This window comes from Brevundimonas sp. SL130, from assembly GCF_026625805.1.
Lineage (GTDB): Bacteria > Pseudomonadota > Alphaproteobacteria > Caulobacterales > Caulobacteraceae > Brevundimonas.
The window spans coordinates 2,356,737-2,374,051 of the sequence record NZ_CP113064.1 but is presented as its reverse complement, the minus strand read 5'-3'; the positions used below and the strand labels follow the sequence as shown (position 1 = coordinate 2,374,051).

At 65.6% G+C, this 17,315-nt stretch carries 18 protein-coding genes; 16 read left to right on the top strand and 2 right to left on the bottom strand.

Features of this window, described 5'->3' with window-relative positions:
• Positions 1-4: 4 nt before the first annotated feature.
• Together OU998_RS11605 and OU998_RS11600 are read right to left on the bottom strand one after the other, a co-directional pair.
• Positions 5-562, bottom strand: a complete 558-nt coding sequence (locus OU998_RS11605) for a M23 family metallopeptidase (RefSeq protein ID WP_267513687.1) — start codon at positions 560-562, stop codon at positions 5-7.
• Between the two features lie 233 nt (positions 563-795).
• On the bottom strand, positions 796-1,221 hold the full coding sequence (locus tag OU998_RS11600) for a hypothetical protein (protein WP_267513685.1): 426 nt from the start codon (positions 1,219-1,221) through the stop codon (positions 796-798).
• Positions 1,222-1,635: 414 nt separating this feature from the next.
• Between OU998_RS11600 and OU998_RS11595 the strand changes: the two genes are divergently transcribed.
• The 16 genes from OU998_RS11595 to lpxB all read left to right on the top strand — a co-directional run bounded on the left by OU998_RS11595 (position 1,636) and on the right by lpxB (position 17,311).
• Complete coding sequence (locus OU998_RS11595; protein ID WP_267513684.1) at positions 1,636-2,229, top strand: DUF4142 domain-containing protein; 594 nt, start codon at positions 1,636-1,638, stop codon at positions 2,227-2,229.
• Between the two features lie 223 nt (positions 2,230-2,452).
• Complete coding sequence (gene rpsB, locus OU998_RS11590) at positions 2,453-3,337, top strand: 30S ribosomal protein S2 (RefSeq protein WP_267513682.1); 885 nt, start codon at positions 2,453-2,455, stop codon at positions 3,335-3,337.
• Between the two features lie 149 nt (positions 3,338-3,486).
• A complete protein-coding gene (gene tsf, locus OU998_RS11585; protein WP_267513680.1) occupies positions 3,487-4,428 on the top strand; it encodes a translation elongation factor Ts in 942 nt (313 codons plus the stop codon).
• Positions 4,429-4,553: 125 nt separating this feature from the next.
• Positions 4,554-5,288, top strand: a complete 735-nt coding sequence (gene pyrH / locus OU998_RS11580) for a UMP kinase (RefSeq protein WP_267513678.1) — start codon at positions 4,554-4,556, stop codon at positions 5,286-5,288.
• Between the two features lie 40 nt (positions 5,289-5,328).
• Positions 5,329-5,886 carry a ribosome recycling factor gene (frr, locus tag OU998_RS11575; RefSeq protein ID WP_267513675.1) on the top strand — a complete coding sequence of 186 codons (558 nt, stop codon included), beginning with the start codon at positions 5,329-5,331 and terminating at the stop codon, positions 5,884-5,886.
• Between the two features lie 37 nt (positions 5,887-5,923).
• Positions 5,924-6,682, top strand: a complete 759-nt coding sequence (gene uppS / locus OU998_RS11570; RefSeq protein ID WP_267513673.1) for a polyprenyl diphosphate synthase — start codon at positions 5,924-5,926, stop codon at positions 6,680-6,682.
• Positions 6,682-7,503 (top strand): phosphatidate cytidylyltransferase, encoded by an 822-nt coding sequence (locus OU998_RS11565; RefSeq protein ID WP_267513671.1) that lies wholly within the window; start codon positions 6,682-6,684, stop codon positions 7,501-7,503. Before uppS ends, OU998_RS11565 begins: the two co-directional genes overlap by 1 nt.
• Positions 7,500-8,696 carry a 1-deoxy-D-xylulose-5-phosphate reductoisomerase gene (dxr, locus tag OU998_RS11560; protein ID WP_267513669.1) on the top strand — a complete coding sequence of 399 codons (1,197 nt, stop codon included), beginning with the start codon at positions 7,500-7,502 and terminating at the stop codon, positions 8,694-8,696. The genes OU998_RS11565 and dxr overlap by 4 nt, the downstream gene beginning before the upstream one ends.
• Positions 8,697-8,720: 24 nt before the next feature.
• Entirely contained in the window at positions 8,721-9,938 is a 1,218-nt protein-coding gene (locus OU998_RS11555) for a M50 family metallopeptidase (protein ID WP_267513668.1), read from the top strand.
• A 29-nt stretch (positions 9,939-9,967) separates the two neighbouring features.
• Complete coding sequence (bamA, locus tag OU998_RS11550) at positions 9,968-12,379, top strand: outer membrane protein assembly factor BamA (protein WP_267513667.1); 2,412 nt, start codon at positions 9,968-9,970, stop codon at positions 12,377-12,379.
• A 36-nt stretch (positions 12,380-12,415) separates the two neighbouring features.
• Positions 12,416-13,021: an OmpH family outer membrane protein gene (locus OU998_RS11545; RefSeq protein WP_267513666.1), complete on the top strand. Its 606-nt coding sequence runs from the start codon at positions 12,416-12,418 to the stop codon at positions 13,019-13,021.
• A gap of 7 nt (positions 13,022-13,028) precedes the next feature.
• Positions 13,029-14,042, top strand: a complete 1,014-nt coding sequence (lpxD, locus tag OU998_RS11540; protein WP_267513665.1) for a UDP-3-O-(3-hydroxymyristoyl)glucosamine N-acyltransferase — start codon at positions 13,029-13,031, stop codon at positions 14,040-14,042.
• A gap of 2 nt (positions 14,043-14,044) precedes the next feature.
• Positions 14,045-14,521 (top strand): 3-hydroxyacyl-ACP dehydratase FabZ, encoded by a 477-nt coding sequence (gene fabZ, locus OU998_RS11535; protein WP_135195914.1) that lies wholly within the window; start codon positions 14,045-14,047, stop codon positions 14,519-14,521.
• Entirely contained in the window at positions 14,521-15,309 is a 789-nt protein-coding gene (gene lpxA / locus OU998_RS11530) for an acyl-ACP--UDP-N-acetylglucosamine O-acyltransferase (RefSeq protein ID WP_267513663.1), read from the top strand. The genes fabZ and lpxA overlap by 1 nt, the downstream gene beginning before the upstream one ends.
• Positions 15,306-16,145 carry a UDP-2,3-diacylglucosamine diphosphatase gene (gene lpxI, locus OU998_RS11525; protein WP_267513662.1) on the top strand — a complete coding sequence of 280 codons (840 nt, stop codon included), beginning with the start codon at positions 15,306-15,308 and terminating at the stop codon, positions 16,143-16,145. The genes lpxA and lpxI overlap by 4 nt, the downstream gene beginning before the upstream one ends.
• Complete coding sequence (gene lpxB, locus OU998_RS11520) at positions 16,142-17,311, top strand: lipid-A-disaccharide synthase (RefSeq protein ID WP_267513661.1); 1,170 nt, start codon at positions 16,142-16,144, stop codon at positions 17,309-17,311. The genes lpxI and lpxB overlap by 4 nt, the downstream gene beginning before the upstream one ends.
• Positions 17,312-17,315 lie beyond the last annotated feature (4 nt).

Below are 17,315 nucleotides of genomic sequence, written 5' to 3'. Positions count from 1 at the left end.
GGGATCAGGCCTCGCCGGGGGTGTTCAACAGCCGTCCATAACTGTCCACCAGACTGGTATAGACCGGCACGAAGATCACCGCCGTCGACCCGCCCGAGGTCACCGGCGCCTTGATCTCGAAGTGCAGATGGATGGTGGTCGCGTTGCCGCCGAAGTCGGCCGAGACCGTGCCGATCTTCTGCCCCCGGGTCACGGCCTGCCCCTCATGGATCAGGGCTCGCACGCCCGGCATGTCCATGTGCAGATAGCGATAGATCCGGCCGCTGGCCCCCTGGATGAAGACGGTATAGCTGCCGATGGAGGTCACCGTACCGGACTCGGCCGCGACCACGGCGTGGACCTTCTTGACGCAGGTCGCGGGCCGAATGTCCTGCCCCTGGTGCCCCTTGCCGCTGGGACACATGCCGTTGGTCCAGGACCGGCTTTCGCAGAAGTTGTCCCGCCAGGGATAGGCGTAGTTGCGACTATCGCACTGTCCGCCTTCTCCCGGCGCGTGATAGCCGCCGTATCCATAGACCTGGGAGTTGGCGAAGGCCGGCGCCGCCTCCATGGGAAACCGCATCCCCGGCGCCCAAACAGTCACGTCCGTCGCCCCGGAACCCGACCCTGGATAGAGGCTTCCGGCGGGTTCGTGCGGCCAAGTGACGGGCTCCGGCGTCGGCGGAGCTGGGGGCGGCTCGGGCGGGGAGACGGGAGGCGTGGGCGCAGCCGGTGGGTCGACCGGCGGCGTGGTCTGGCCGCAGCCCGACGGTGAACAGGCGGCCAGCAGAAGAAGAGCGGGGAGGGCCAGGCGTTTCATTGTCCGCCTCCGCCCAGCAGTTGCAAAGACGCGGCGAAGGCCAGGGCTGCCGCCTCCGTACAGTTCGGCGGTCCCATAGAGTCACAGACGAAGGTCAGATTATAGGCGGCGCCGAACCGAACAAAGGCGAGATCGACGCCATACTCCGTCTGTTCGATATGGATCTGCGTGAGGCCTCGCTCCGCCGCCACGCTGCGTGCCGCAGCCGCTGCCGCCGGCGCCCTCGCGAGGGCTCGAGGCTGCGGCGCGACGGGGACCGGGGCAGGGGCCGCCGCACCCGTCGGTGACTGAAGCGCGCGGATCGAGCCGAAAATCTCTATGATCAAACCCGCCTTGCGGACCACCAGCGTGTACTGACGGTCGCCCGGGTAGAAGCGGGCGGTGCTGAGCAGGCTGGGGGCGGCGGGACCAAGCACCGGCACAGGGGAGGCCTCGATCTGCGATAGGAGAGGGGCCGTTGCCCTGTCCTGACCCAGAAGGCTTCGAAGACGCCCTGCAAGCGGATCCTGTCGCGCGGCGCCGACGGCGGCCTGGTCCGCGCGACTACGGGACAGGGGAACCTCCGCCGGCGTCGGGCCAGAGGGTGGCGGTCGGTTCGCCTGCGGAGGCTGCGCCTGTGTCCACGCGACGCCGGCCCCGAGGGCCGCCGCCGCAAAAATCGCCCCGAGGCTGGCCCGCCAAGCCATAGCTGCATCCCCCATTCCCCATGTCAGAATATCATTGTTGTGCGAGTTGAGCGAGAGCCGGAAGCCTCAAGCCGGAACAAGGCTAAGCTTATGAAATTGTGGAACCCCGTTGTGGCGGAGGGATTGTTTGGGTCTCAAGGGAGACAACCAATGAAGAATATTCTTATCGCCGGCGCCGCGTCGCTGGCGCTTCTTGCGGCCTGTAACCAGGGCGACGACACGGCGGCTCAGAACGCAAGCGAGGCGGTGAACACCACGCAGGACGCGACCGCCGGCGTGGTCGGCCAGACCTCCGCCGCGACTCTGGGCGCCAATACCGTCGACGGCTTCGTTACGAGCCTGGCAGTGGGCAATATGTATGAGATCGAGGCGGCCCGGATCGCCCAGACGAAGGCCAGCAACGCTGACGTCAAGGCTCTGGCCTCGACGATCCTTGAGGATCATACGGCCGCCGGCGAAAAACTACTGTCAACAGCGTCCACCGCGGCGCCTGACGTCGTCTTGCCGACCGCGCTGGACCAACGCCGAAAGGGCATGATCGACAATCTGAACGCTGCGGCGCCTGACGACTTCGACAGGGTCTATCTGGATCAGCAGATGGCCGCGCACAACGAAACCCTGACGCTGTTGAACGGCTTCTCGGACAATTCCGACGCCCCGGTCTTGGCGACCTTGGCGCAAGAGATGATCCCGACGATCACGAAACACCGAGACCGGGCCCAGGTCCTGGTCAACGGCATGTAATCTGATCCTTCAGATCGATGCAGAGGGCGGTCCCGAAAGGGGCCGCCTTTCGCCTTTGTGGATGCAGAGCTTGCTATTGCGGGCCATCCCGCCTACATGGCCCCCGCACTTCGCAACGCGGGCGAGGCGCGTTTCGGGGAGACATCCCGATACGCTCCATTCCGAGGGTCATCAGACCTTTAATCCCCGCGCCACGTTTGATCGGAAAAAGGAACTAACGATCATGGCTCTGCCTGAATTCTCGATGCGCACCCTGCTGGAAGCGGGCGCCCACTTCGGCCACCAGACGCACCGCTGGAACCCGAAGATGGACCGTTACATCTTCGGCTCGCGCTCGAACATCCACATCATCGACCTGTCGCAGACGATGCCGCTGTTCCACCAGGCTCTGGTGGCTGTGCGTGACGTCGCCGCCAAGGGCGGTCGCGTTCTGTTCGTCGGCACCAAGCGCCAGGCCGCCGATCCGGTCGCCGAAGCCGCCAAGCGCTGCGCCCAGTACTATATGAACAACCGTTGGCTCGGCGGCACGCTGACCAACTGGCGCACCGTCTCGGGCTCGATCGCTCGCCTGCGCGAACTGGAAGGCATCCTCGAGAACGGCGGCGAAGGCCGCGTCAAGAAGGAGCTGCTGAACCTGCAGCGCGAGAAGGACAAGCTGGAACTGTCGCTGGGCGGCATCAAGGACATGGGTTCGATCCCGGACATCATGTTCGTGATCGACACCAACAAGGAAGCGATCGCGATCCAGGAAGCCCGCAAGCTGAACATCCCGATCATCGCCATCCTGGACACCAACTCGGATCCGGACGGCATCACCTATCCGGTCCCGGGCAACGACGACGCCGCCCGCGCCATCCAGACCTACTGCGACCTGATCGCCGACGCCGTCCTGGACGGCCTGGCCGCCGGCGCCTCCGCCTCGGGCGTGGACCTGGGCGCTGCGATCAATCCGGAAGAGCCCATGCTGCGTGAAGCCTCGACCCCGGTCGAAGCCGACGCCGCGCCGGCTGGTACGGAAGAAGTCGCCGCCGAACTGCTGGCCTCGGACGACACCTCGGCCAACACCGAAGCCCTGGACGCGGTCGAGACCGAACAGGCTGCAGGCTAACGCCTGACGGCCATTCCTTTGACGCTATGCTTGCCGCGCAGCGGCTCGCGACTTGAGCGTCATTCTGAAGGCCGTGGTTTGAACTGACACACGGCCGGGCTAAGTCAGCCCGGCCGTTCCCACATACGAAATCCCCCAAGGAGAAGAACATGGCCGAGATCACTGCCGCCCTCGTGAAGGAACTTCGCGAGCGTTCGGGCGTCGGCATGATGGACTGCAAGAAGGCGCTGGTCGAAAACGACGGCAACATCGAAGCAGCAATCGACTGGCTGCGCGCCAAGGGCCTGTCCAAGGCCGCCAAGAAGGCCGACCGCGTCGCCGCTGAAGGCCTGGTCGCCGTTGCGTCGAAGGAAGACGGCAAGGGCGAAGTCGCCGCCGCCATCGAGTTCAACGCCGAGACCGACTTCGTCGCCCGTAACGAGCTGTTCCAGAACGCCGCCAAGTCGTTCGCCCAGCTGGGCCTGGAGCATCATTCGGTCGAGGCCCTGCACGGCGCCGAACTGGAAGCCGGCAAGACGGTTCAGGACGAAGTGACCAATATGATCGCCACCATCGGCGAGAACATGCAACTGCGCCGCGCCGCCCGCCTGTCGGTGTCGGAAGGCGTCGTCTCGACCTATGTCCACAACGCGGTTTCGCCCGGCGTGGGCCGTATCGGCGTGCTGGTCGCCCTGGAAGGCGAGGGCGACAAGACCGCCCTGCGCGAACTGGGCCGCAAGATCGCCATGCACGTCGCCGCCACGGCGCCGCTGTCGCTGAACACCGACGACCTGGATCCCGCCGCCATCGAGAAGGAACGCACCGTTCTGACCGAAAAGGCCAAGGAAGAAGGTCGTCCGGAAGCCATGATCGCCAAGATCGTGGAAGGCCAGATCAACAAGTTCCAGAAGGACGTCGTGCTGTCCAAGCAGCCCTTCGTCATGGACCCGGACGTGACCATCGAACAGCTGGTCGCCAACTCGGCCAAGGAACTGGGCTCCTCTAACCTGCACCTGGCCGGCTTCGTCCGCCTGGCCCTGGGTGAAGGCGTCGAGAAGGTCGAAGGCCCCGATTTCGCGGCCGAAGTCGCCTCGATGATGGGCGGCAACTAAACCTCACTCCCTCATTCGTGAGGGATTTCTATCAGAAGGGCGCGTTCGGCTTTGATGGTCGGCGCGCCCTTCGTCTATAAGAAGTCGCCTGATTCAACGGCGCCGCAGACAACGGACCTACCCGCATGCCCGACGCCCCCTCCAACTTCCGCTATAAACGCGTCCTGCTGAAAGTTTCCGGCGAGGTGCTGATGGGCGATCAGTCCTTCGGCGTCGACATGAAGACCGTGGATACGGTCGCCAAGGCTGTGTCGCAGGTCGCCGCTGAGGGCGTCGAGATCTGCCTCGTGATCGGCGGCGGCAATATCTTCCGCGGCCTGTCCAAGGCGGCTGCGGGCATGGAGCGCGCCCAGGCCGACTATATGGGCATGCTGGCGACCATCATGAACGCTCTTGCCATGCAGTCGGCGCTGGAAAAAATCGGCGTCTCGACGCGGGTCCAGAGCGCCATTCCGATGGCGGCCATCGCTGAGCCCTACATCCGCCGTCGGGCGTTGCGCCACCTCGAGAAGGGCCGCGTCGTGATCTTCGCCGCCGGCGTGGGCGCGCCCTTCTTCACCACGGACTCTGGCGCTGCCTTGCGCGCCGCCGAAATGGGTTGCGACGCCCTGCTGAAGGGCACCAGCGTGGACGGCGTCTATACGGCCGACCCCAAGAAGGACCCGACCGCGACCCGTTATGAGACCCTGACCTATCAGGACGTCCTGGCCAAGGATCTGCGGGTCATGGACGCCTCCGCCATCGCCATGATGCGTGACACGGGCATTCCGATCGTCGTCTTCTCGATCCGCGAAGACGATTCCCTGCGCCGGGCCCTGACCGGAGAAGGCACCTGCACGATCATTCAGGACCCTGCCTGATCGTTCGGACGACCAGTTAGAGACGAGAGAGACCAAGACCATGGCCAAGCCCGAAGTGAAAACCTATCGCGACCGCATGGAAAAGGCGGTCGTGGCGCTGAAGGAAGAGTTCAGCGGCCTGCGCACCGGACGCGCCAACGCCGGCTTGCTGGAACCCGTGCGGGTCGAGGCCTATGGATCGGCGTCGCCGCTGTCGGCGGTGGCCGCTATCAGCGTGCCCGAACCGCGGATGATCTCCGTGAACGTCTGGGACAAGGGGATGGTGGTCGCGGTCGAAAAGGCCATTCGCAACGCCAACCTGGGCCTGAACCCCATCGTCGACGGCCAGACCCTGCGCATCCCCGTGCCGCCGCTGACCGAGGAGCGCCGCAAGGACTTGGTCAAGCTGGCCGGCAAATACTCCGAGCAGCAGAAAATCGCCGTGCGCAACGTGCGCCGCGACGCCAATGACGATCTGAAGAAGGCCGAAAAGGCCGGAGAGATCAGTCAGGACGAGCAGAAGAAGCTGGAGGCGGACATCCAGAAGGAAACCGACGCCGCCATCAAGCGTATCGACGAGGCCTTGAAGACCAAGGAACAAGAGATCATGCAGGTCTGAGGCGGATCGGCTTGGGGCGGAAGGGATCGAACAAAAGATGACGGCAGACAGCGCCGCGCCTTCTGGCTTGCGTCCGCATGGACCTGGCCATGTCGCCATCATCATGGACGGCAATGGACGCTGGGCGAAGGCGCGTGGCCTGCCGCGTGCGCTGGGCCACCGCGAGGGTGTTCAAGCTCTGAAACGAACCATCCAGGCCGCGCCTGATTTCGGCATCCGCTGTTTGACCGTGTTCGGCTTCTCGACCGAGAATTGGAGCCGTCCCGCAGAGGAGGTCTCCGATCTGATGGGGCTGGTGCGGACCTATGTGTCCAGCGATCTGGCCCGTCTGGAAAAGGCGGGCGTGCGTCTGCGCATCCTGGGGCGTCGCGAGGGGCTGCCGGCCGACATCGCCGCGATAATCGACAAGGCCGAGGCCCAGACGGCGCACAATGACAAGTTCATCCTTCAGGTCGCCTTCAACTACGGCGGTCGGGCGGATCTGGTCGATGCCGCGCGGCGGCATGCGGAGCGGATCCTGGCGGGCGAGACGACCGAGCCGCTGAACGAAGAGAATTTCGCGGCCGGGCTGGCGACGGCCGGGTCGCCGCCGTTGGACCTGATCATCCGCACGTCCGGCGAGCAGAGGCTTTCGAACTTCCTGCTTTGGGAAGCCGCCTATGCCGAACTGGTGTTCCAGGACGTCCTGTGGCCCGACTACGGCCCTAAGGCCTTGGGCGAGGCGGTCGCGGCCTTCGCCCAACGTGAGCGCCGCTATGGCGGACGAGAGCCTGCGCCTGCCTGTGTGCCGGCCTGATGGCGGTCAAGGGACGTGATATCGCGCTGAGGGCGGCTTCGGCCGCCGTGCTGGCGCCGGCGGCGGTCGCCGCCACCTGGTTCGGCGGGGTGTGGTTTCTGGCTCTGGTGCTGGCGGCCAGTGTGGTTCTGGCCTTCGAATGGGGCGCCATGAGCGCGCCGAAAGCGCGGCGTCCGGTCGGTGTCGCGGTTGCTCTCGCTGTGATGGCTTCGATTATCAGCGCCTATTTCGGCGTCATGTCCGCGGCGTTCGTCGTCCTCGTGTTCGGCGCGGCTGCGGCCGGTCTTTACGCCCGCAAACAGGAACAACAGGCGATCGATGCGGCCTATGGCGTCCTGTATTTGGGCTGGCCGTCGGTCCTCTTGATCTGGCTGCGTGACGGCGAAAGTCCGGTCGGGTTGCACTGGACGGCGCTCGTCTTCGCTGTGACCTGGTCGGCCGACATCCTGGCCTATCTGGCCGGATCGACGATCGGCGGACCCAAGCTGTGGCCGCGCTATTCCCCCAACAAGACCTGGTCCGGCTTTGTCGGCGGCATCCTGGCCGGTGCGGTCGCCGGCGCCGCGTTGACGGCCTGGTTCGATATGGGGCGGTTGACCATCCTTTGGGGCGCAATCTTGGGCCTGGCTGCGGCGCTGGCGACCATGGCGGGAGATCTCTGGGAATCAGCCCTCAAGCGGAGGTTCGGGGTCAAGGACGCGGGCAATACGATCCCGGGTCACGGGGGGCTGCTGGATCGCGTGGACGGGATGATGTTCGCCGTGGTGGTCGTGGCCGCCGGACGGCTGCTGGTCGTCCTTCTGGAAAGCGGCGTATTTTGATCCGGCGTCGCGTCACGGTGCTGGGTTCCACCGGCTCAGTCGGCTCTTCGACCCTTGATCTGATGGATCAGGCCGAGACGACCGGCACTGGCGATTTCGAGGTCGAGGCCCTGACGGGCGGCGCCAATATCAAGAAACTGGCGGAGCAGGCGCGACGCTGGAAGCCGAAACTGGCGGTGACGGCCGATCCGGCGAAGCTGGGCGATTTGCGCGACGCCTTGGCGGGAACTGACGTGGCCGTGGCCGCGGGCGAGGCCGCGATCGTCGAGGCGGCGACGCGGCCGGCGGACTGGATCATGGCTTCGATTGTCGGGGCGGCGGGTCTGAAGTCGGCCTGGGCGGCGGCGAGCACAGGCGCGATCCTGGCTCTGGCCAACAAGGAAAGCCTCGTTTGCTGTGGGCCGGCGCTGATCGAGCGGGTCAAGCGGGCAGGGGGGCGGCTGATCCCGGTTGATTCCGAACATTCGGCGATCTTCCAGGTCTTTCCCGCAGAGGCGCCTGAACAGGTGGCGAAGCTGGTGCTGACGGCGTCCGGCGGCCCGTTCCGACAGACGCACCGTGCGCAGATGGCGGGCGTCACGCCCGAACAGGCGGTGGCCCACCCGAACTGGAGCATGGGCGCCAAGATTTCGGTCGATAGCGCCACCATGGCCAACAAGGGCCTGGAGATGATCGAGGCCGCCTATCTGTTCGCCATGCCGCAGGAGCGGATCGACGTAGTGGTCCATCCGGAGTCGATTATCCACAGCCTTGTGGAATATGTGGATGGTTCCACCCTGGCCCAGATGGGGCCGCCGGATATGCGCACGCCGATCGCCTGCGCCCTGGCCTGGCCGGACCGTATCGCCTGGCCGGCGCCTCGGCTTGACCTTGCTGCGCTTGGGCGTCTCACGTTTGAGGCGCCTGATCTGGCGCGGTTTCCGGCCCTTGATCTGGCGCGCCAGGCGCTTGCGGCCGGCGGCGCTGCGCCCGCTGTGTTCAACGCCGCCAACGAGGTCGCGGCCTTCGCATTTCTTGACCGCAAGCTGGGCTTTCTCAATATTGCCGCAGTCGTCGCCGAAACCCTTGAGCGTGCGACGAAAGCGGGGATGGTTTTCGGCTCTGGAGACGCCTGTGGCGCGGCCCTTGCGGTCGATGCCGAGGCCCGTCTTATGGCCGGGTCCATAATCGCCGGACTGGCGAATGCGGCCTGATCGGCCTGGGGAGACGATTTTACAATGCTGGGCGCCCTGGGTCAGATCCTGATCTACATCGTGCCGTTCCTGCTGGTGCTGACCTTCATCGTCACCATCCATGAGCTGGGTCACTTCCTGGTCGCCCGCGCCTTCGGCGTGAAGGTGGACCGTTTCGCTATCGGCTTCGGCAAGGCGATCTTCAGCCGTACCGACCGGCACGGGATCGAATGGCGGTTCGGTTGGATGCCCCTGGGCGGATATGTGAAGTTCTCGGGTGACCTTGATGCTTCAAGCGTGCCGGATCAGGCGGGTCTGGCGGAGTTGCGTCAGCGGGTGATCGCCGAGCGCGGTCCGGGTGCAGAGCGCGACTATTTCCATTTCAAGCCGCTCTGGCAGCGCGCGTTGATCGTCGCGGCTGGCCCCGCGGCCAATTTCCTCCTGGCCATCACCATCTTCGCAATCGTCTTCATGAGCGTGGGCACGCAGTTGCGGCCTGCGCGTGTGGCGCAGGTGCAGGCCGGTTCGCCTGCCGCTGCTGCGGGCTTCCAGGTCGGGGACCTGATCACGGGCGTGAACGGCAAGGCGATCAAGGACGGCGGCGAGGTGACGCGCACAGTCATGCTTTCGAGCGGCGATCCGGTTCGTTTCACCGTTGAACGCCAGGGACAGGCTGTGGAGCTGACGGCGACGCCCGAACGTCGCGAGGAAAACGACCCCATCGCTGGGCGGGTCAAGGTCGGCCGTATCGGCCTGGGCCTCGCGCCTGCGCCCGGTGACTTGCGCCATGTCCGCTATGGCCCTGTCGAGGCTGTGGCTGAGGGCGTACGTCAGACCGGCGATGTCATCGGATCGACCCTGACCTATCTCGGACGGCTGGTGACGGGACGTGAGTCCGGCGATCAATTCAGCGGCCCGCTCGGCATAGCCAAGGCGACCGGATCCCTGACGACGGCTGCGGTCGAGGCCAATCCGGATCCCGGGGCCATTGCGATCAATCTTCTGCTGACGCTTACAACCTTCGCCGCCATACTTTCGATCGGAATCGGCTTTCTAAACCTCTTGCCCATTCCTGTGCTGGACGGCGGCCATCTGCTTTTCTACGGCTATGAAGCCGTGGCCCGGCGGCCCGTGGCGGCGCGGTATCAGGAGATGGGCTATCGCGCAGGTCTTGCGCTTCTGGCGGGATTTATGTTGTTCGCGACGTGGAACGACCTACAGAAGCTCAATATCTTCCAATTCCTCGGCGGGCTCGTCTCGTGAGCCGACGCCAGCCCCCGATGGTTTTCAGAATGAATGACATGAAATCTCGCGCCGCCGTCCGATTGGGCGCCCGTTCCAGCCTTCTTGCGCTGGCCGTCGCCGCTGGGCTCGGCGCCCCCGCTTTCGCTCAGTCGGCGCCGGCTTCTGAGGCCGCCCCCGCTGACGGTCAACCGCCGCGCGTCGAGATCGCCGCGCCGCAGACTCTGACGGTCAACCGCATCCTGGTGCAGGGTGCGCAGCGGATCGATCAGACGACGGTCTTGTCCTATCTGCCGATCCGTCCCGGCGACACGGTCGACGCCTCGATTCTGGACGTCGCAGTTCGGACCTTGTCGCGCACCGGTCTGTTCGCGGATGTTCAGCTGGGTGTTCAGAACGGCGACCTGATCGTTCAGATCGTTGAGAACCCGATCATCAACCAGGTGGTGTTCGAGGGAAACAGCGCGCTGTCGCAGGACAAGCTGACGAAAGAAGTCACCCTTCAGCCCCGCGGCATCTACACCCGCGCCAAGGTGCAGGAAGACGTCGGCGCCATCGTTGAGCTTTATCGACTGCAAGGTCGCATTTCGGCGACCGTGACGCCCAAACTGGTTCAGCTCGAACAAAACCGCGTCGATGTCATTTTCGAGATCAACGAAGGGCCCCAGACCGGCATCAGCGCCATTAATGTGCTGGGCAACCACGCCTTCTCGGACGGTGACGTCCGCGATGTGATGGTCACGGAACGGTCGTTGTGGTGGAAATTCTTCTCCAGCAACGACAACTATGATCCGAACCGCCTGGACTATGATCAGGAGCAACTGCGGAAATTCTATACGAACCGCGGCTACTACGACTTCCGCATCATCTCTTCGGTCGCCGAGTTGCAGCCTGACGATCAGGCCTTCCAGGTCACCCTGACCCTGAACGAAGGCGACAAGTACAATTTCGGCAAGGTCGACGTCATCACTGAGAATGACCGCCTGAACGCCCAGTTCCTGAAGGCGCTGGTGCCGATCCGCGAAGGCCAGCTCTACGAGAGCGACAAGATCGAGCAGGCGGTCGACGCCCTGACCTTCGCCGCCGGATCGGCCGGCTACGCCTTCGTCGAGATCAATCCGACCTACAAGGCCAATCCCGACACGGACACGGTGGACGTGACCTTCAACGTCTCGGAAGGCCAGCGCGTCTACATCGACCGCATCAATGTGGTCGGCAATACGCGCACCATCGACCCGGTCATCCGGCGCGAACTGATGCTGACCGAAGGTGACGCCTTCAACCGCGCCCTGATGGAGCGGTCGCGCAATAATCTGCGCGCGCTCGGCTTCTTCAAGGACGTCAAGATCGAAGAAACCCGCGGCAGCGCCCCGGACCGGTCGGTCATCAACGTCAATGTCGAAGAACAGCCCACCGGTGAACTTTCGGTCGGCGCCGGTTTCAGCTCGGTCGACTCCTTCACGGTCAACCTGGGCATTTCGGAAAAGAACTTCCGCGGCCGCGGCCAGAACGTCGTCGCCCGGACAGAATGGGGGTCGCTGCGTCAGCAGGTCGATTTCCGCTTCACCGAGCCGAAATTCCTGGGCCGCGATTTGCGCGCCGGTTGGGACCTGTTCCACTCGCGGTACGACCTCAGCGAATATTCGTCGTACGACTACCGGTCGACCGGGGGCGGGTTGCGCCTGTCCTATCCGCTGAACGGCAATATGCTGCTCAGCACCCGCTACTTCCTGAAGTCGGACGAGATCATCGTTCCTGACGGCTATTGCAGCACGACCGGCAGCGGGTCTTCGGCGCTGTGCGATCAGGTCGGCAGCTATCTGAACTCGTCGGTCGGCTATACGCTGCAGATGAACTTCACCAATGACCCTGTGCGGCCGACGCGCGGTTGGTCCAGTTCGTTGCGTCAGGACTTCGCCGGCTTGGGCGGAGACGTGAACTATGTGAAGACCGAGGCTGACGCGGCCTGGTATTACGGCATCACCCCGCGGTGGGTCGTCAGCGTTCAGGGCTCGACCGGCTATATTAGCGGCTGGAACGGCGATCCGATCCGGATCAACGACCGCTTCTTCAAGGGCGGCAACAGCTTCCGCGGCTTCGAAACCGCCGGCATGGGGCCGCGCGACCTGGATACGACCGATGCCCTGGGCGGCAATTTCTACGCCATCAGCACCTTCGAACTCACCCTGCCGAATTATCTGCCGGAACAATACGGCATCAAGACTTCGCTATTCGCCGATGTCGGTACGCTGGGTGTGCTGGACGACCGTTATAAGTTGACGACCAGCGGCACGGTCGATGACACAATCGCCGACGAGTTGTCCCTGCGGGCTTCGGCCGGCGTCAGCATCCACTGGAAGTCGCCGATGGGCCCCATCCGGTTCGACATCTCCAAGGTCCTGGCCAAGGAAGACTACGACAAGACGGAATCCTTCCGCTTCTCGACCTCTACTCAGTTCTAAGCCCGCGACGCAAAAGCGCCCGCACGAGGAAGTCCCATGAAAGCTTTGATCATCGCCGCCACGGCCGCCGCTTCGCTGGTCGCCACTGTCGCCTCGGCCCAATCGGCCGCCGCGCCCGCCAACCCGGGTCCGGTCGTTCCGGGCGTCTGCGTCTATTACAACGCCCGCCTGCTGGCCCAATCGGCCGCTGGTCAGGCCGTTGAGGCGCGCATGCAGCAACTGGCCCAGGAAGTTCAGGGCGAGCTCCAGCCCTATGCCACGGCCATCCAGTCGGAAGCCCAGCAACTGCAGACCTCGGGCGCCAGCCTGCCTGCCGCTGACCTGCAGTCGCGCCGTCAGGCCCTGCAACAACGCGCCCAGGAAGCCCAACAGCTGGAAAGCACGCGTGAGAACGAACTGCGCTACACCCTGGCCATGCAACGTCAGGCCATCACCGAGGCCGTTTCTCCCATCCTGACCGCATTGTACCAGGAGAAGGGCTGCGGCCTGCTGCTGGACCGCGAGAGCGTCTTCATGATGAACCCGGCCATGGACCTGACCGACACCGCGATCCAGCGCCTGAACGCCGCCCTGCCGACCCTGTCGTTCAACCGCATGGCTGTGCCGGCCCAGCAGTCGCAACAGCCGGCCGCCGCCAACTAAGGTCCACATGCCCGATACCCGCTTCTTCGAAACCCTCGCCCCCCTGTCCGTCGCCGATCTGGCGGCGCAAATCGGAGGCGAGGTCGAGAGGGGCGGGGATCGGATCATAGGTTCCGTCGCGCCCCTGTCCTCTGCGGACGGGGGCGCGATCGCGTTTCTGGGCGACCGCAAGTTCGCGGCGGCCCTGGCGGCGACCAAGGCGGGCTGCGTGATCGTGCCGGCCGAGGCTGTCGCTTCCACGCCCCCCGAGGCCGCTGTCATCGTTTCCCGCACGCCCCAGGCCTCCTGGGCCATGGCCTCGGCCCTGCTGCACCGCCCGGTCGCCCTCGACCGCGCCATCACGGCTTCCGCGGCGGCCGAAGACGACAGTGTGGTCGTGGAGCCGGGCGTCGTCCTGGGCGAGGGCGTGCGCATCGGGCGTGGCTCTCGCATCTGCGCCAACACCGTCATCGGTCCGGGCGTGCAGATCGGCCGGGATTGCGTGATCGGTTCGAACGTCACCGTCGGCTTCACCCTGATCGGGGATCGGGTGAAGCTGTACGCCGGAGCGCGGATCGGCGAGGCGGGTTTCGGCGCCACCGGCACCGCCGCCGGCGCCATGGATATTCCCCAACTGGGTCGCGTCATTCTGCAAGACGGGGTGACGGTCGGCGCCAACTCCTGCATCGATCGCGGCGCCTATGACGATACGGTCATCGGCGAGAACACCAAGATCGATAATCTGGTCATGGTGGGCCACAACTGCGTCATCGGCCGCAACAATCTGATGGCCGGCAACACCGGCATTTCGGGCTCCGTGACCAGCGGCGACAACGTCATCTTCGGCGGCAAGGCGGGGGTCGGCGACCACATCACCATCGGCGAGGGCGCGCGGGTTGCGGCCGGCGCCGGGGTGCTGGCGGACATCCCTGCGGGCGAAACCTGGTCCGGCTATCCGGCCCGTCCGATCCGACAGTTCTTGCGCGAAACCATCTGGCTCGCCAAACAGGCCTCTTCAAAGAAGGCCCCGAAGGAATCATAGGGATGAGCGAAGACGGCAAGATCGATTACGCCGAGGTGATGCGGCGGCTGCCGCACCGTTATCCCTTCCTGCTGGTGGACAAGGCCGAGGCCTTCGTGCCCCGGACCTCCATCGTGGGCATTAAGAACGTCACCCATAACGAGCCCTTCTTCCCGGGCCATTTCCCCATTGATCCGGTCATGCCGGGCGTGCTGATCGTCGAGGCCATGGCCCAGACGGGCGCCCTGCTGATGTCCAAGACGCTGGACGTTGCCGTGGCCGACAAGGTCATCATGTTCATGTCCATCGACGGCGTGCGCTTCCGCAAACCCGCGCGGCCGGGCGATCAACTGCGCATGGAGGTCAAGGTGATCAAGGCGCGCGGCGACGCCTACAAGTTCCGCGGCGAGACCTTCATTGACGGAAAGCTGGCCGCCGAAGCCGAATTCATGGCCATGGTCGTGACCGTACCCACTCCAGCGACAGAGCCCGCCGCCTGATGACCATCCACCCCACCGCCCTGATCGACGCCACGGCGACCCTGGCCGAAGGGGTCGAGGTCGGGCCCTGGTGCACCGTCGGGCCGAATGTGGTCCTGGCCGAGAACGTGCGTCTGGTCAGCCATGTGGTGGTTCAGCAGGATACGACGGTGGGGGCCGGGACGGTGATCCATCCGTTCGCCGTCATCGGCGGCGACCCGCAGCACAACGGCTACAAGGGCGAGCCGGTGCGGCTGGAGATCGGCGAGAACAACCAGATCCGCGAGCACTGCACCTTCAACCGGGGCACGCCGCAGGGGACGGGCGTGACCGTGGTCGGGTCCAACAACCTGTTCATGACGGGCGCACACATCGGTCACGACTGCGTGGTCGGCAGCAATCTGGTCATGGCCAATAACGCGACCCTGGGCGGTCATGCTCATATTGGCGACAAGGTCTTCCTGGGCGGCCTGTGCGCCGTGCACCAGAACGGGCGCGTGGGGCAGGGGGCGATCATCGGCGGTCTGGCCGCCGTGACCCGCGACGTCATCCCCTATGGCTCGGCATGGGGCAATCACGCGCGACTGCGCGGGCTGAACCTGATCGGGCTGAAGCGCAAGGGCTACGGCAAGGATCAGGTGCGGCGTCTGCTGGCGGCCTATCGCGACCTGTTCGAGGGGCAGGGTGAGTTCGCCGGCCGGATCGACGGCGTGGCCGATACCTATGCCGACCTGCCCGAGATCATGGAGATCATCGCCTTCATCCGCGACGGCGGGCGGCGTCCGCTGTGTCTGCCGAACGCGGAATGAGCGCGCCCGGCAAGCTGGGCCTGATCGCCGGCGGCGGCGACCTGCCGGCGGCGGTGGCGGCGCGGTGCGACGCCGAGGGCCGGCCGCTCTTCATCATCCGTCTGGCCGGGTTCGCCGACCCCCATCTGACCCGCTGGCCGGGCGCCGAGTTCGGCATGGCCCAGATCGGGGGCATACTGAAGGCGCTGAAGGCTGAAGCCTGTACGACCGTCTGTCTGGCGGGCATCGTCAATCGACCCGATTTCAAGAGTTTGAAGCCCGACTTCAAGGGCGCGACCCTGTTGCCGGGGATCGTCGCTGCGGCGACCCAGGGCGACGACGCCTTGCTGCGCAAGATTCTGTCGATCTTCGAGGCCGAGGGGTTCGCGGTGGAAGGCGCCGATGACATCCTGGGCGGCGAGACCCTGGCGCAGGGCGCGCTCGGCGCTGTGACCCCGACGCCCGAGCAGTTGGCCGATCTGAGAAAGGCGCTGTATGTCGCCGAGAAGTCGGGCGAATTGGACATCGGCCAAGGCGCGGTCGTCTGTGACGGCCTGGTGCTGGCGGTCGAGGCCCAGGAGGGCACTGACGCCATGCTGAACCGGGTGGCGGGCCTGCCGGCCGATCTTCGCGGTTCGGAGGCTGCCCGCAAGGGCGCGCTGGGCAAGGCGCCCAAGCCGATCCAGGACCTGCGCGTCGATATGCCGGTGATCGGGCCGCGCACGGTCGAGCTGGCGGCGGCGGCGGGCCTGGCGGGCATAGGCGGCGTGACCGGGCGGCTGATCCTGATCGACCGGCCGGCTATAGTGGCGGCGGCGGACCGTCTGGGTCTGTTCGTCTGGGGTGAAGACCGATGAACCGTCCGTTGAAGATCATGCTGGTCGCGGCGGAGGCCTCGGGCGATGCGCTCGGCGCCGGCTTGGCCCAGGCGCTGCGGAAGCGGCTTGGCGACACGGTGAGCTTTGTCGGCATCGGCGGGCCCCGCATGGCGGCGGAGGGCGTCGTCAGTCCGTTTGATATCGCCGAGCTGTCGATCCTGGGCTGGATCGAGGGCCTGCGCGCCTATGGCATGGTCCGGCGCCGGGTTCGGGAAACGGCGGCTCTGGCGGAGCGCGAACAGCCGGACGCCGTGGTGCTGATCGACAGCTGGGGCTTCACCATTCGGGTGGCCGAGGCGATCCGCGCCGCGCGGCCGGACGTGCCTCTGATCAAATATGTCGGGCCTCAGGTCTGGGCGTCGCGTCCCGTTCGGGCCAAGACCCTGGCGCGGACCGTCGATCACCTGCTGGCCCTCTACAGCTTCGACGCGCCCTGGTTCGAGCGGGCGGGCCTGCCCACGACCGTGGTCGGGTCTTCGGCGCTTCATGTGGACATGGATCACGCCGACGGCGCGGCCTTCCGCGCCCGCCGGGGCATAGCCGCCGATGCGAAACTGCTGCTGATCCTGCCGGGCAGTCGCCCTGCCGAGATCGCGCGGATGACGCCCGTCTATGAGGCGACGGTGGCGCGTCTGAAGGCCCTGAACCCGCTGATGGACGTCGCTGTGGTGGCTGCGGGCACCGTCTCCAAGGATGTGGTCGGCCGGGTGTCCGCCTGGCCCTTCCGCGTCCATCTGGTCGATGAGGCCGAGAAATATGACGCCATGCGCGCGGCGACGGCGGCCCTGGCCACCAGCGGCACGGTCTCGACCGAACTGGCCCTGGCCGGGGCGCCGATGGTGATCGCCTACAAGATCGGCGGGCTCAGCTATGAACTGATGAAGCGGGTGGTGACGGCGAAACACATCACCCTGTTCAACATCGCGGCCGATCAGCGGATCGCCCCGGAGTTCATCCAGGGCGAGGCGTCTGTCGAAAATCTGGCCGGCGCCGTCGGGCGGTTGCTGAATGATCCCGAGGCTGCGGCCGAGCAGGCGAGGCGTCAGACGGCGGCGCTGGACCTGATGGGGCGAGGCGGGCCGGACCCTTCGGCGCTCGCCGCCGAGGCCGTGCTCAAGGTCATCGAGGCCAAGGCCGCCAGATAGGCGT

Bases quoted from the DNA above. Each gene is read 5' to 3' on its own strand.
- OU998_RS11605 (WP_267513687.1), bottom strand. From the start codon at position 562: ATGCGGTTTCCCATGGAGGCGGCGCCGGCCTTCGCCAACTCCCAGGTC.
- OU998_RS11595 (WP_267513684.1), top strand. From the start codon at position 1,636: ATGAAGAATATTCTTATCGCCGGCGCCGCGTCGCTGGCGCTTCTTGCG.
- rpsB (WP_267513682.1), top strand. From the start codon at position 2,453: ATGGCTCTGCCTGAATTCTCGATGCGCACCCTGCTGGAAGCGGGCGCC.
- tsf (WP_267513680.1), top strand. From the start codon at position 3,487: ATGGCCGAGATCACTGCCGCCCTCGTGAAGGAACTTCGCGAGCGTTCG.
- pyrH (WP_267513678.1), top strand. From the start codon at position 4,554: ATGCCCGACGCCCCCTCCAACTTCCGCTATAAACGCGTCCTGCTGAAA.
- frr (WP_267513675.1), top strand. From the start codon at position 5,329: ATGGCCAAGCCCGAAGTGAAAACCTATCGCGACCGCATGGAAAAGGCG.
- uppS (WP_267513673.1), top strand. From the start codon at position 5,924: ATGACGGCAGACAGCGCCGCGCCTTCTGGCTTGCGTCCGCATGGACCT.
- OU998_RS11565 (WP_267513671.1), top strand. From the start codon at position 6,682: ATGGCGGTCAAGGGACGTGATATCGCGCTGAGGGCGGCTTCGGCCGCC.
- OU998_RS11555 (WP_267513668.1), top strand. From the start codon at position 8,721: ATGCTGGGCGCCCTGGGTCAGATCCTGATCTACATCGTGCCGTTCCTG.
- bamA (WP_267513667.1), top strand. From the start codon at position 9,968: ATGAATGACATGAAATCTCGCGCCGCCGTCCGATTGGGCGCCCGTTCC.
- OU998_RS11545 (WP_267513666.1), top strand. From the start codon at position 12,416: ATGAAAGCTTTGATCATCGCCGCCACGGCCGCCGCTTCGCTGGTCGCC.
- lpxD (WP_267513665.1), top strand. From the start codon at position 13,029: ATGCCCGATACCCGCTTCTTCGAAACCCTCGCCCCCCTGTCCGTCGCC.
- fabZ (WP_135195914.1), top strand. From the start codon at position 14,045: ATGAGCGAAGACGGCAAGATCGATTACGCCGAGGTGATGCGGCGGCTG.
- lpxA (WP_267513663.1), top strand. From the start codon at position 14,521: ATGACCATCCACCCCACCGCCCTGATCGACGCCACGGCGACCCTGGCC.
- lpxI (WP_267513662.1), top strand. From the start codon at position 15,306: ATGAGCGCGCCCGGCAAGCTGGGCCTGATCGCCGGCGGCGGCGACCTG.
- lpxB (WP_267513661.1), top strand. From the start codon at position 16,142: ATGAACCGTCCGTTGAAGATCATGCTGGTCGCGGCGGAGGCCTCGGGC.